This window comes from Tsuneonella sp. HG094 (genome assembly GCF_053819285.1).
In genome coordinates this window covers 1,991,063-2,004,845 of sequence record NZ_JBSORA010000001.1, presented here as the reverse complement: position 1 = coordinate 2,004,845, position 13,783 = coordinate 1,991,063, and the positions used below count along the sequence as shown (strand labels likewise).

Genomic DNA, 13,783 nt, shown 5'->3' with positions numbered 1-13,783 from the left:
CAGCTCGATACTGTCTTCGCGGATCATATGGTGCTTCAGCAGCATAAGGTGATCGCCGTGCGCGGCTCAGCACCGCCAGGAACGACAGTGTTAGTGTCCTTCAACGGAGCGACCGTCGAGGTGCGCGCCGACCAGAGAGGGCGCTGGGTTGGGCATCTCCCCGCCCAATCTGGCGGAACCATCGGGTCACTTTCAGTCACAAGCTCGACTGGCGAGCGCATTGAGTTCAGCGACGTTGCAGTCGGTGAGGTGTGGCTGTGTTCGGGCCAGTCCAATATGGATCTCCCCGTCCGGCAGGCTGCCAATCCTGATCGAACGGCGAACGAAGCGACCGGACAATCAATCCGCCTCCTCAAGGTCGGGCGAGCCGCAAGCGCAGCGCCGGCCGACACTTTCAGCGCTGAGATTCCTTGGTCGCCAGCAAGCGCGGCAACCGTGGCCAATTTTTCTGCCGCATGCTGGCACATGGGTCGTTCGCTTGGGTCGCAGGGCATCGACGTGCCGATCGGACTTATCCATTCGGCATGGGGGGGCTCCACAATCGAAGACTGGATGTCCGCTGACGCTTTAAGGGCCTCGGGCATCCCCGAACCGGCGCTCGCTCAATTGCGAGACTATGCTGTCGATCCGCGCCGGGCAGAGGCAGAGGCGGTGGAGCTCACTGATCGGTGGGCGGCGATCAACGATCCTGGATCGTTGCCATCAAATGGCTGGTTTCAGGACCGCTGGCCCGACGCAGACTGGGCTACGATCGAGGCTCCAGGTCAATGGGAACGTTCAGGGGTCAAGGCCCTAACATCCTACGACGGTGTGATGTGGTTCAGGCGCAGCTTCGAATTGAGCACCGAGCAGGCGGCCGGTGAGGCCACGCTTGGCTTGGGTCGCATCGATGAACGTGATCGCGTGTGGGTAAATGGCCATCCTGTCGGGGCTACGTCGAGCGCGAGCATCGAAAGACGCTACAGCGTTCCCGCCGCACTTCTGAGGGCGGGCGCCAACTCGATCGCCGTCCGGGTGGTTGACGAGATGGGGGCAGGTGGGTTTTCAGGACCGGCCCGCGCGATGACTTTCGAGCCCGGCAGCGGTGGAGCGGTATCGCTGGCTGGGGCGTGGCGCTACCGCACAAGTCTGTCGGACCAGGATTGGCGCCGGCCGCCGCCGTTCATACCCTGGGTGGCACCGCGGGGATTGTCGATGGCCTGGAACGGCATGATCGCGCCGCTGCAGGATTTTCCGCTGGCTGGAGTGATTTGGTATCAGGGAGAATCCAATACGGCACGGCCGGGTAGCTACCGCAGGCTGTTGGAGAACTGGCGGAAAGACTGGCGTCGCAAGTCCAAGGAAGAAGGGCTGCCAATGATCATTGTCCAGTTGCCTGGCTTTGGGCCACCGACGACAGTTCCGACTGACTCTGCGTGGGCTCAGCTGCGTGAAGTGCAACGGCAGGTGGCGAGAGATGACCCACGTACGGGCCTTGCGGTCACCATCGACTTGGGCGTTTCCAGCGACATCCATCCCGCACACAAAGACATCGTGGGTCAGCGAATTGCCGCTGAAGCGATGCGCGTGGCTTACGGGGCTCCCGTCCCCGTTGCGCCATCACCGACCTCAGCGCGGCGTCAGGCGGACGGCGTGAAGGTGCAGTTCGCGGGAGCGGCCGAGGGGCTCGTCACCTACGGCGGCGCCTCGCCCACGGCATTTGAATGGTGCACAGCAGCAAAGGCTTGCCGCTTCACCGATGCCACGAGCGAGGGATCGGCCGTGACCGTCGCCGCTCCGCCCGATGCGGCCTTTATTCGCTACGCCTGGCAGGGGTTCCCGGTAATCAATCTCTATGGTCGGAGCGGATTGCCGGTAGTACCTTTTGAAATTGCAGTCGAATGAGATCGGCGAGAGATTGGGCAACTCGCCGATGACAATACTGATCAGCGGCGATCGTCCTGTGCCTATCTGGGTGGACGCAGGGTACGGCTCTCGCGCCATCCGTCATCTGTCAGGATTAGCCGCGGAGGCCGGCTCCGTGTTCTTCGGCATATCCGGTGAGCCTATGCAATCGCTAGTCGAAGGAACCTGACCTGATGTCAGAAGCAAAGACGATTGCCGAGGTGGCGCAATCTCAGCGGCTAGCCCAAATTGCTGCCGATCCGCGCTACCAGGCATTGCTCGCGCGCCGCTCGCGCTTCACCTGGATGCTGACGGTCATCATGCTGGCCGCCTATTTCGGCTACATCTTGCTGATCGCATTCAACAAGCAGCTTCTTTCCCGTCCGATCGGGGAGAGCACGACGACCGTCGGAATCCCGATTGGGCTTGGGCTGATCCTGCTCGGCATCTTCCTTACGGGTGTCTATGTCCGCCGCGCCAATAGCGATTTCGATCCGATAGTTGAGTCGATCCGCCAGGACCTGGACAAATGACGATGACGCCGCGCTTGGGTCTCGTCCTGTTTACCCTGGCCCTTCCGACGGTCGCGCTGGCCGACGCGCTGACGGGCCAGGCGGAGCAGCAGACGACCAACTGGCCGGCCATCCTGATGTTTGCCGCTTTCGTGCTAGCCACACTTGGGATCACCCGCTGGGCCGCGCGCAAGGTGCGCACCGCATCGGATTTCTACACCGCGGGCGGCGGCATCACCGGATTCCAAAACGGTCTGGCGATTGCCGGTGACTATATGTCGGCGGCCAGTTTCCTCGGTATCTCAGCGCAGATCTTCGCCGATGGATACGACGGGTTGATCTATTCGACCGGTTTCCTCGTGGGCTGGCCCATCCTTCTGTTCTTGCTCGCTGAAAGGCTGCGGAACCTGGGGCGCTACACTTTTGCAGACGTCATTTCTTTCCGCTTCGCGCAGACGCCGGTACGGGTATTCGCAGCCTGCAGCACGCTCGTGGTCGTGTTATTCTACCTGATTGCTCAAATGGTCGGAGCTGGTCAGCTGATCAAGTTGCTGTTCGGACTTCCGTATACTTACGCGGTCATCATCGTCGGCTTGCTGATGACCTGCTACGTCTTGTTCGGAGGAATGATCGCGACCACTTGGGTGCAGATCATCAAGGCGGTGCTGTTGTTGGGCTGCGCGTCAGTTATGGCGTTCGCAGTGCTGGCAAGTTTTGGCTTTTCGCCGGATGCTTTGTTCGCTCAAGCAGTGACTGTGAAAACCGATCTCGCTGCCGCGTCTGGGATGACACCGGACGAGGCAGCCGTTCGGGGGAGCTCGATCATGGGGCCAGGCGGATTCATCAAGGACCCGATTTCCGCGATCTCATTCGGCATGGCGCTAATGTTCGGCACGGCTGGCTTGCCGCACATCCTGATGCGCTTCTTCACCGTTCCCAATGCTCGCGAGGCCCGGAAGTCGGTCCTCTGGGCCACAGGGTGGATCGGCTACTTCTACATCTTGACCTTCATCATCGGCTTTGGCGCGATTGTGATGGTGGCGCCCGACGCCAGCTATCTGGCAGCCGATGGCACACTCAAGGGCGGGGGCAACATGGCTGCCATCCACCTTGCTCATGCGATTGGCGGGAACCTGTTCTTTGGGTTCGTCTCGGCGGTGGCCTTCGCGACGATCCTAGCTGTGGTGGCAGGTCTCGCCCTCGCCGGGGCTTCGGCGGTAAGCCACGACCTTTACGCAAGCGTGCTCCGCAAGGGTGCGGCTGACTCAGCGGATGAGCTGCGGGTCTCGCGGCGCACGGTAATCGTGCTCGCGCTTCTGGCGATCCTGCTCGGCCTCGTGTTCGAGGAGCAAAATGTAGCCTTCATGGTTAGCCTCGCCTTCTCGCTCGCGGCGTCGGCGAATTTTCCGGTGCTGATCCTCTCCCTACTGTGGTCGCGCTGTACCACGCGCGGAGTAGTCGTCGGAGGATCGGTGGGTCTTGTGGTGGCGGTGGTGCTCACCGTCCTTTCGCCAACGGTATGGGTAAGCGTGCTCGGTAATTCCGATCCGCTGTTCCCGTTCAGCTCTCCGACGATCTTTTCAATGCCGCTGGCATTTTTCACGATATGGCTGGTTTCGATCCTAGATACCAGCGGACGAGCCGCCCTGGACCGAGGCGGATATCTGGATCAGCGGGTGCGCTCCGAAACCGGTGCGGGAGCTTTTGGCGCTTCATCGCACTAGCTGGGCAAGTCCGACGCATTCGGGGATTTTCAAGCCAAAGCGCCGTCAAATTGTCTTCGTGAAAATTGCCTCAGGAACCGTGCGAAGGCATTGAGGCTCCCCTGCGAGAAAGCCAGATTTGGTGCTTCCGGCGTCCGGCCGACAACGCGCTAGACCTCCTACACGCGCCAATTAGACCTAGCGGAATGCCGCGAACACGTCCGCGAGGCCTGGCGGGTCGCATTCTGCTCGCAGCGCTTCGACAGCGCTATCGATCGCAAGATGGTACTCGAGCACATTGTCCTCGCGCCCGATCAACTCAGCCCCGAGGGCGGTTATGAGGCCGGTCGCGCTTGCGTTTTCAGCGAGCGTCAACGCTTGGAACTCCGCGTAACCCTGACGCGCTGCGTCAAGAAGTATGGTCGCAGTGAGCAATCGGCCAACTCCTCTGTCGTGGAAGTCGTCGACAACGGCGACCGAGAACTCCGCGCGCTCGGGCACCTCGGGATTTGCGATCGCATGCACTGCCCCGATCGCGGGCTCTCCGGGAAGGTCGCTGGCGATGGCCCCCCAAGCGATGTGGCCATGCCCGTCAGTGGCGAGCAGCCGTTCAATCACCTTCGGCGGCGGCATGGGCTGCACTGAAAAGAACCGCAGGTAGCGCGACCGATCGCTTAACCGGATGATGCCATCGCGCATCCGCGCACCGTCGTCGGGTGTGATCCTGCGGATGCAGACCGCCGTGTCGTCGGTGAGGCGGGTGTGGATGATGCGTTCGGCGGGCGGGGACATAGGCCTTCGGCTAACGGAGGCGCGACCCTCGGGTACATTCGTAGCACACCGGCCCGAGCGCTCAATGACGATACAAGAGAGGATGGCCGGATGGAGGCCACATCGACAGGCGAAGCGTTAGGAACACGATGACCGAGACACTCGAGACGCTACACGAGCGGATGCAGGCTGCGGCCGATGCCTTGGACTTCGAAGAGGCGAAAAGGCTGCGAGACATGATCAGCCTGATACGCGGCGGCGCCACCTCAACCCAGGCAGCGCAAGCAGATGGATCGGGCCTGGTGCGTCAGCGCCCAGGCTCGATGGGCCTCGGCACGAGCCAACAAGCCATAGAACCACCTGTAGGTTGGACACCTCCACCCAAACCAAAACCTCTCACACACGGACACCGCACCCGGCGGCGTTGACCAACACTGGGCCGTTTGCAGTCAGGCAGCTTTTGGCTTTCAAAACCAATAAAGCAGACATTCGCCAGCACTCGCCTGTCGTGATTAGGGGGTCTCAAAAATTTTGCCGGGGTTGAGCAGATTCTGCGGATCGAGCGCGCGCTTAATCAGCCGCATCTGCTCGACCGCATCGCCGAGTTCCGCGACGAGCCATTCCTGTTTGCCGATTCCGATGCCATGTTCTCCAGTACAAGTCCCATCCATCGCGAGCGCGCGTTCGACGATCCGCGCGTTGATCGCCTCGACCTCCGCCATTTCGTCGGACGCGTCGGGATCGATCGAGAAGATCACATGGAAATTGCCGTCGCCGACATGGCCGAGGATCGTCGCGGGCACGGTCGCCGCGTCGAGATCGACATAGGTTTCGGCGATACATTCGGCGAGGCGGCTGATCGGCACGCAGACGTCGGTCGCCCAGCCGATCGCGCCCGCGCGCAAATTGACCGCGGCATAATAGGCCTCGTGCCGCGCGCGCCACAGTCTTGTGCGTTCCTCGGGCAGGTTCGACCAGTTGAACGCGCTGCCGCCATTGGCCTCGGCAAGCGCTTTCACCGTTTCGACCTGTTCAGCGACATTGGCGGCGCTGCCGTGGAATTCGAAGAAGAGCGTCGGCGCCTCGGGATAGTCGAGCTTCGACCAGCGATTTACCGCCACCATCTGCTTCTTGTCGAGTATCTCGACGCGCGCGAGCGGGACCGCGCACTGGATCGACTGAACGACGGTGTCGACCGCGCCGCCCAGCGTGTCGAAACTGCACACCGCCGCCGAGATCGTATCGGGGACCGGATGTAGGCGCAACGTCACTTCGGTGATGATGCCGAGCGTGCCTTCGGAGCCGACATAGAGGCGGGTCAGATCATAGCCCGCCGCCGATTTGCGCGCGCGGCGCGCGGTGCGGATCACCTTGCCCTGCGGGGTCACGATTTCGAGGCTGAGTACCGCATCCTTCATTGTGCCATAGCGCACCGCATTGGTGCCCGACGCGCGCGTTGAGGCCATGCCGCCTATCGTCGCATTAGCGCCGGGATCGATCGGAAAGAACAGCCCCTGATCGCGAAGATGGACGTTGAGTTCTTCGCGTCGCACCCCCGGCTGGACGACGCAGTCGAAATCCTCGGCGTTCACCGCGATCACTCTGTCCATCTGGCTCATGTCGAGCGAGATGCCGCCGTGGATTGGCATCGCGTTGCCCTCCATCGAGGTCCCAGCGCCAAAGGGCGTAATCGGGATACCAAATTCGGCACAGAGATCGACAAGCGCGACCACATCTTCTGTCGATTGGGCGAATACCACTGCGTCGGGAACCGATTGCCCAAAGTGCGATTCGTTTGACCCATGCTGCTCGAGGATGGGGCGGCTTTGCGTAAAGCCATTGCTGAAACGGGCAGATACTCGCGCAAGAAATTCAGCAGAAAGCGGGACGCGTCCGGACTGCCGATTTGAAATGGTCACGGTTGCGCTCATCCGGCGGTCAGCCCCGCCGTGCCGGCCAGACCGGCGGCCAAAAGTTTCGCTGCGTCCTCGACCCTGAGATCAAGGTCGTTGGCAAGGCGATAACTCGCGCCCAGCGCGAGCAGCGCATGGATTTCAACGGTTTGCTCCAGACCGAAAGGTAAGCTTATCTCCCCATTCGCGTGCAGTCCGGCAAGGTACCCCGTCAACTGCTTGCGCTGGGCATCATAGATTTCGCTGAGACCCGCCGGGTTACTCTTGAGCTGAAGAATTTCCGCCGCGAACTGCAAGGCGAGGCGTTGGCGTTGCAGACTCTTGGGATCGCGGGTGCAATACTGCCCGACGAGGTACGCCACATAGTCGTCCCAGGATTTGACCGCCGGAAGCTTTAGCTGAACCGCTAGGTTCAGCAATCGCGACGCCACGATCGCGTCGGCCTTCGTCGGAAACAGATTGTAAAACGCCCCGATCGAAACCCCGGCACGTGTGCAAATGTCCCGCAGCGAAGCGTCGTAGAGGCCTTTTTCGAGCATGACCTCGTAAGCCGCGCGGGCCACGAGATCCCGCTGCCCCGACATATAGGCTTCGCTTCGCTTTGGCATAAAACTTCCCGCTTTCCTTGGTAAAATCGAGCCATACTCGATTCCGCTTGCCAATCAAATAAAACGAGCGCACGCTTTATTTAGAGGTGAGTCGCCTATCGGGCGCATAGAGGGGTAATGTCATGCCGACAGTGAAAAGCGCTGCATTTTTTATGCTCACGACCGCCACCGCTGCGACGCCCGCATGGTCGCAGACCCAAGGGAGCGAAGCAGAGAGGGCGGGAGACATCGTCGTCACGGCGCAAAAGGCCGAGCAGCGGGCGCAGGATGTGCCTCTCGCCGTGACCGCAGTATCCGGGGAAGCGCTCGCTGAAGCGGGCGCGACCCGTATCCAGGATATCGCCGTCGCGGTGCCGACGCTTCAAGTCGACTCGCTTTACGGCGTTCCCGGCGCCTATGGCCTCACCCTGCGCGGCATAACGACGGGGACCCAGGCGAGTTCGACCGTCGCGACCTACATCGACGATGTGCCGATCGGGTCGAGCGGCGCCTTTGCAGCGGGCAACTCCGCGGGCCTGGACCTGTTTCCCTATGATCTTGAGCGCGTCGAGGTGCTCGAGGGCCCGCAAGGCACGCTCTACGGCGCGAGCAGCATGGGCGGGCTGGTCAAATATGTTACGCGCACACCGAGCCTTACCGAGAACCGCTACCAGGCAGGTACAGAGCTAGTCACGGTCGATCATGGACATAACCTCGGCTGGACCGTTCGCGGCGGCGCCAATCTTGTCGTCGTCCCCGACCAGCTTGCGATCTCGATCAGCGGCACGCATCAGGACGTTCCTGGATATGTAGATAACGTTGCGATCGGGAAGCGCGATGTCAATCAGGGCACGCAGGACGCCGTCCGGGGCGTCATTTACTGGAAGCCCACGGATAATTTCACGCTGAAAGCTTCAGGGCTCTACAATCGCTCGAAGTTCGACGGACTCGCCCTCATCAATGTGAACGCGGCTGGCACTCCGCTGTTTGGCAAATATACCGCATCGAAGAACCGGCCCGAAGGCTTCGAAAGCGAAACCAACCTCGGGTCCATCACCGCCGACTATGATTTCGGTTTTGCGACTCTGACGTCGATCACGTCGCTGAGCGATCTGCGGTCGCGCTTCCGCACCGACTCATCGCTGACCTTTCGCCCCATTTTCGGCGTCGATGCGACCTTTGCCAACGACATCAAGGTGAAGAAGTTCACTGAAGAAGTGCGTCTCGCGTCGCCGCAGACCGATCGGCTCCAATGGCTCGTGGGCAGCTTCTTCACGCGGGAGCGGACGCAGTTCAAGCAGCTCGGCCTGGCCTTTCTGCCGAACAGCGACACGCAGCCGGCGGGTCTCAGCCCGCTGCTCGATGGCACCATTCCGAGCCGGTATCGCGAGTGGGCGCTGTTTGCGAACACGACCTACAATATCACCGACGCCTGGGATATCGGCGGCGGCATCCGGTATAGCCGCAACAGTCAGCGCGTGAGCCAGACGGCTAACGGGCTTCTCGTGGGCGCGCCGCTCGATCTTCCTGCCCGCACGTCGTCCGACAGCTCGGTGACCTACACCTTGTCGACAAGCTATCATGTGACCGACGATGCGATGCTCTATGGACGGATTTCGTCGGGATATCGTCCCGGCGGCCCCAACTTCATCGTCCCTGGTATCCCGCAAAGCTACGAGCCCGACACGCTGACAAATTATGAAATCGGTTTCAAATCCGATCTTCTGGACCGCAAGGTGATGCTCAACCTGTCGGCCTATTATATTGATTGGCGCGATATCCAGTTGCAGGGCGCGACGCCCACCAATCTCTCCTATATCGCCAACGGCGGGAAGGCGATCAGCAAGGGGCTGCAAGGCACGTTGAACGTACGGCCCGCGATCGGTCTGAGATTGGGGGGTTCTTTCGCCTACACCGACACCGAACTCAAGGACGATGCGCCCCAGGTTGCCGGGCGCGCGGGCGATCGTCTACCTCTAACCCCGAAATGGGCCGGCTCCCTCACCGCGGACTATGATTTCGACCTTGGAGATGACACGCGGGCCCGGCTCGGTTTTGCCTGGCGCTACACCGGTGCGCGCGATCAATACTTCCCGCAGTCGCCGCGTAATCGCCGGCTCGGAAACTACAGCACCCTCAATCTCACGGCAGGCGTCAGCACCGGACCGGTCGACATCAATCTGTTCGTCCGTAACCTGACCAACAAATACGACTTTACTTCGTGGCTCACGCCGAATGGTGCGACTGTTCTGCAACCGCGGACGATCGGTCTAAGTGTCGATATGAACCTCCGCTAATCGGCAGCCGGCGATCGAGAGATCGATTTGGAAAAGAGACGAAAATGTTTGCTGATATCCGCGGGACCCGCATCTACTTTGACATCGATGGGGCGGGTCTAGTTCGTAGCGGCGACAGAATGATCGAAAGGCCTGCAGCGTTTCTCGTTCACGGCGGGCCTGGCATCGACCATGTCGGCGCGCGGGGCGGCAGCGCGGCGCTCAGGGATCATATGCAGCTCGTCTTCTTCGACCAGCGCGGGCATGGTCGGTCCGATTGCGAGCCACTCGACCGCTGCACGCTCGACGAGACCGTCGAGGACATGGAGGCGCTGCGCCGGCATCTGGGTCTCGGTCCGATCGTCAGTATCGGCGGCAGCTACGGCGGCATGGTCGCTATGGCGCACGCCGCACGTTATCCGGATTCCGTGTCCCGGCTCGTCCTCTTCGCGACCGCGGCGCACAAGGGGCTCATCGACCGCGCCCGGGCGATCGTCACGGTGCGGGGATCGGAAGAACAGGTGCAGATGTTCGATAGGCTTACCTCGGCGACCCTCGACACGGATGCCAAGGTCGAGGCCTATTTCCGCGTCATGGGCCCGCTCTATAGCCGCGCGTTCGATCCTGCCTCACCCATCGGCAGCAGCGGCCGTGCAATCTACAGCCACGAAATCTCCCGGCGAGCGTTCGGCCCGGGTGGCTTCATGCAAAGCTTCGATCTGCGCGGCGAGCTTGGCAATATCACCGCGCCAACACTTATCTTGGCCGGTCGCCACGACTTCATCTGCGCGCCCGAATTTTCGGAAGAGCTTCACGCGTTGATCGGCAACTCGGCCCTCCGGATATTCGAGGACAGCAGCCATTTGCTCGCGGCTGACGCGCCTGCCGACTTTACAAGAGCGATTATCGACTTCGTGCGCGAGCCGGAGCTGGTCTAATGCATATGTCGCCGGACGAACAGCCCGCGGACTTCGCGATCCCGAATAGCCGGACCATCACGATCGGATCATCGGTCAATGGCAGGTCCTACGCGCTCTTTCTCGGCTTGCCGCTTATTCCACCGCCGGTGGGCGGCTACCGCCCGCTCTTCCTTATCGACGGCAACCGCTATTTCGCCAGCGCCTGCGAGGCGGTGCGGTGGAACTTCAACGCACCCGACGTGCTGGTCGTCGGCTTAGGCTATCCCGAGACGCCCGAATTCGCCGCAGCCTCACTTGCGGAGCGTGGCCCCCTTTCGGACGCAGAAGCACGGCTTCCGGCGATGGTCGCGGCAATCAGCCGCGAACGCCGCTATGACCTGACCTTGCCGGTGCCGCCGCGCCACAGCTTCCCTAACATTCCCGCCGACCCGTCCGCAAGCGGCGGTCTCGACGCTTTCCTCGATACGATCGAGCGCGACATCCTGCCGATGGTGGCGAGCATCGCTCCGGTCGACATGGCGTCGTCGGCCTTCTTCGGCCATTCGCTTGGCGGCCTCGCAATTCTCTACTCGCTCTTTACCCGGCCAAAATTGTTCAAGAGCTACATCGCAGCGAGCCCGTCGATCTGGTGGGCGGACCGCGCGCTGCTCGATTACGAACGCAATTTTGCGCGGTCTTCGCCATCCCTCGATGAAGCACGCCGTCTGCTTATAACCATGGGTGCGAGCGAGAACGAACCAAGCCAGATGCCGCCCGGCGCAGACATCGAGCAGACCCGCGCGCTCTTCCGTTACGCCAATATGGTGGAGAACGGCCGGGCGATGGTCGAGCGGCTCAACGCGCTCGACCATCGGACCTTGCAAGTCGGCGACTACGCTCTTTTTGAGAAGCAGGATCACGGGCTCTCGGTCTGGCCGGCGATCGGCCGCGGCGTCGGTTTCGCGTTTCAGCCATGATGGAGGCCTAGTGATGCGACCGACCATGTCCGGCGCCGATCTGCCCGACGAGGACGCTGCCGCACCGACCCCGATCCGCGCGTGGTACGCTCTCGCCATTCTGATCCTGACGACGATCTTCGCCTTCGTCGACAGGCAGATTTTGAATCTGGTATTCCCATCTCTTCAGCAATCTTTGAAACTCAGCGATCTTCAGCTCGGAGCGCTGCAAGGCCTCGGCATGGCGATCTTCGCGTCGGCTGCAAGCTATCCGATGGGCTGGCTCGCCGATCGGTATGGCCGGCGCCTCATCCTCGTCGCCGGGATCATCATCTGGTCGCTGTCGACTGCGGCGTGCGCCTATCAGACAAGCTTCATAGGCCTTTTCATCGCCACCATCGGCATCGCCGTAGGCGAAGCAGGGCTGATGCCGATCATCTTTGCAATGATCCCCGACATCTTTCGCACGCGGCATCGCAGTACGGCGAACTTCATTTATTTTGCGGCGACGATCCTCGGCGGCGCGGTCGGCGTCATGCTTGGCGGCGCCGCGATTGGATGGCTGACGGCAAATGCGAGCGCCCTTCCCGCCCCTCTGGCCTCCCTAGAAGCCTGGCGCGCGGCGATCCTGATCGTCGCCCTGCCGGCCCCAATCTTCATTCTGCTCGTGGCAACGCTTCCCATCGGTCAGTCGACCGCGGGAGCCAAGGAGGCGACGGGAACCGCCGAGGCAGGCGCCGGCGTGACGATGCTGCCGTTTATTCGGGCACACCGAGCGACTTTCGCCTGCATCTTCGGGGGGATTTTCGGCTACTGCTTACCGCTTTCCGCGGCTTATGGCTGGTTGCCGCTTGCGGCCTTCCGGGCTTTCGGACTACCGCCCGAGACAGCGGGCGTCCAGATGGGCACCGCTATGGCGGTCGCCTCTGTATTGGGCGTCACCTTGCCCGGGGTCACGCTCAAATTTGTGGGCGGTGATCCCGTCCAGCGCCCGTTGCGCATAGCCAAGGCCTTTCTGCTGCTCGCGATCGTTCCGAGCCTGCTTCTCCCGTTCGTGACGTCTTCATGGGCGATGTTCGTCACCGCGGCTTGCCAGCTCACGATGCTGATCGGCGTCGCAGCACTTATGCCAGGCATCGTCCAGGATCTGTCGCCTGAAGCGCTTCGCTCCAGAATATTATCCTTCGTCGGCATCGTTCTGGCGATAGGACACGCCGCATCGCCGCTGTTTGTCGGCGCCTTCTCAGGCCGACTCGCCGAGGAGCGGGGCGTGCTCATTTCGCTGTCGTCGGCCGGGGTACTCGGCATCACGATCAGCCTCATTTGCTTTGGGTTGGCGGCGAAGCCGCTCGCGCGCACGATCGCAGGGGTCCGGCCACGCGCGACAAACTGATTTGTTCGGGCGAGCCTGTCGCGTGTGCCCTTTAGGAGAAGCATGATGCGAAGAATCTTGTTGTCAGTCGATATGGAGGGCGTTGCGGGCGTTGCATCGCGCGCCGCGCTCACTCCGCAGGGCTGGGAATGGATGGCGGCGCGCAAATGGATGACGAACGAGCTAAATGCCGTTGCCGAAGCGGCGTTCGAGGCGGGCTACGACGAAGTCATCGCGACGGATTCGCACAGCAACGCCCAGAATATCGATCCGGACCTACTGCTCGACAATATCCGCTTAGTCCGGTCGTGGCCGCGCCCCTTGCTTCAAATGCAGATGATCGACGATCCCGCGACCGATGCCTGCGCGTTTATCGGCTATCATGCGGCGGCGGGGACTACCGACGCGATCTTAAATCACAGCTTCTCCAGCGCGGCCTTCCGATCCATTCGCCTGAACGGTGAAATCGCCTCCGAAGGATATTTCAACGCTGCGTTGGCAGGCGAATTCGGCAAGCCGGTCCTTCTTGTCTCGGGCGATCAGCATACGATCGAGGACGCAAAGCGCTATGCACCGGAGGCGGCATTGTTCGCGACGAAGCATTCCTTTGGCCAATTGTCCCAAGCGTCTTTGCCACCTCGTCAAATTTGCCAAGGGCTCAAGGTCGCCGCGCGGGAAGCATTTGCGGCACCGACGTCTACGCCCTTCAAGCTTGACAGCCCGTACGAACTCCTGCTGGAAATGGCGAGCCACGGCGCTGCTGAAATGCTGGGATATTTGCCCTGGACTGAACGCATCGACACTTGGACAATCCGCGCGGAATTCGAATCCATGCGCGAAGCGATGCACTTCATCACGTTCGCGATTCTCTACTCGCCTAGCGGGCAGACGCCATTCAACTGAGCGACCT

The 13,783-nt window shown here is 61.5% G+C and carries 12 protein-coding genes; 9 read left to right on the top strand and 3 right to left on the bottom strand.

Translation table 11 applies throughout. The annotated features are described in order from the left end of the window. Nucleotides 1-48: 48 nt before the first annotated feature. The 3 genes from ACWPMX_RS09965 to ACWPMX_RS09955 all read left to right on the top strand — a co-directional run bounded on the left by ACWPMX_RS09965 (nucleotide 49) and on the right by ACWPMX_RS09955 (nucleotide 4,120). Nucleotides 49-1,884: a sialate O-acetylesterase gene (locus ACWPMX_RS09965; protein WP_455699868.1), complete on the top strand. Its 1,836-nt coding sequence runs from the start codon at nucleotides 49-51 to the stop codon at nucleotides 1,882-1,884. Nucleotides 1,885-2,078: 194 nt separating this feature from the next. Then, nucleotides 2,079-2,417, top strand: a complete 339-nt coding sequence (locus tag ACWPMX_RS09960; protein WP_455699867.1) for a DUF485 domain-containing protein — start codon at nucleotides 2,079-2,081, stop codon at nucleotides 2,415-2,417. Continuing rightward, nucleotides 2,414-4,120 carry a cation acetate symporter gene (locus ACWPMX_RS09955; protein ID WP_455699866.1) on the top strand — a complete coding sequence of 569 codons (1,707 nt, stop codon included), beginning with the start codon at nucleotides 2,414-2,416 and terminating at the stop codon, nucleotides 4,118-4,120. The genes ACWPMX_RS09960 and ACWPMX_RS09955 overlap by 4 nt, the downstream gene beginning before the upstream one ends. Before the next feature lie 177 nt (nucleotides 4,121-4,297). Here the strand turns inward: ACWPMX_RS09955 and ACWPMX_RS09950 are convergent, their stop codons facing one another. Then, on the bottom strand, nucleotides 4,298-4,891 hold the full coding sequence (locus ACWPMX_RS09950) for an N-acetyltransferase family protein (RefSeq protein ID WP_455699865.1): 594 nt from the start codon (nucleotides 4,889-4,891) through the stop codon (nucleotides 4,298-4,300). Between the two features lie 128 nt (nucleotides 4,892-5,019). On the opposite strand from ACWPMX_RS09950, the gene ACWPMX_RS09945 reads away from it, so the two are divergent. Beyond that, on the top strand, nucleotides 5,020-5,298 hold the full coding sequence (locus ACWPMX_RS09945) for a UvrB/UvrC motif-containing protein (protein ID WP_455699864.1): 279 nt from the start codon (nucleotides 5,020-5,022) through the stop codon (nucleotides 5,296-5,298). Between the two features lie 84 nt (nucleotides 5,299-5,382). Here the strand turns inward: ACWPMX_RS09945 and ACWPMX_RS09940 are convergent, their stop codons facing one another. Both ACWPMX_RS09940 and ACWPMX_RS09935 read right to left on the bottom strand, forming a co-directional pair. After that, the gene (locus ACWPMX_RS09940; protein ID WP_455699863.1) at nucleotides 5,383-6,801 is read right to left on the bottom strand and encodes an FAD-binding oxidoreductase; all 1,419 of its coding nucleotides are present in this window, start codon (nucleotides 6,799-6,801) and stop codon (nucleotides 5,383-5,385) included. Next, the gene (locus ACWPMX_RS09935; RefSeq protein ID WP_455699862.1) at nucleotides 6,798-7,367 is read right to left on the bottom strand and encodes a TetR/AcrR family transcriptional regulator; all 570 of its coding nucleotides are present in this window, start codon (nucleotides 7,365-7,367) and stop codon (nucleotides 6,798-6,800) included. Before ACWPMX_RS09935 ends, ACWPMX_RS09940 begins: the two co-directional genes overlap by 4 nt. Before the next feature lie 146 nt (nucleotides 7,368-7,513). Between ACWPMX_RS09935 and ACWPMX_RS09930 the strand changes: the two genes are divergently transcribed. The 5 genes from ACWPMX_RS09930 to ACWPMX_RS09910 are packed head-to-tail and all read left to right on the top strand — an operon-like array spanning nucleotide 7,514 to nucleotide 13,776. Then, nucleotides 7,514-9,667 (top strand): TonB-dependent receptor, encoded by a 2,154-nt coding sequence (locus ACWPMX_RS09930; RefSeq protein ID WP_455699861.1) that lies wholly within the window; start codon nucleotides 7,514-7,516, stop codon nucleotides 9,665-9,667. A gap of 44 nt (nucleotides 9,668-9,711) precedes the next feature. Then, nucleotides 9,712-10,584: an alpha/beta fold hydrolase gene (locus tag ACWPMX_RS09925; protein ID WP_455699860.1), complete on the top strand. Its 873-nt coding sequence runs from the start codon at nucleotides 9,712-9,714 to the stop codon at nucleotides 10,582-10,584. Beyond that, complete coding sequence (locus tag ACWPMX_RS09920) at nucleotides 10,584-11,522, top strand: alpha/beta hydrolase (protein ID WP_455699859.1); 939 nt, start codon at nucleotides 10,584-10,586, stop codon at nucleotides 11,520-11,522. The genes ACWPMX_RS09925 and ACWPMX_RS09920 overlap by 1 nt, the downstream gene beginning before the upstream one ends. Nucleotides 11,523-11,547: 25 nt before the next feature. After that, nucleotides 11,548-12,894: an MFS transporter gene (locus tag ACWPMX_RS09915; RefSeq protein WP_455699858.1), complete on the top strand. Its 1,347-nt coding sequence runs from the start codon at nucleotides 11,548-11,550 to the stop codon at nucleotides 12,892-12,894. Between the two features lie 45 nt (nucleotides 12,895-12,939). Further along, the gene (locus tag ACWPMX_RS09910; RefSeq protein ID WP_455699857.1) at nucleotides 12,940-13,776 is read left to right on the top strand and encodes a M55 family metallopeptidase; all 837 of its coding nucleotides are present in this window, start codon (nucleotides 12,940-12,942) and stop codon (nucleotides 13,774-13,776) included. Nucleotides 13,777-13,783 lie beyond the last annotated feature (7 nt).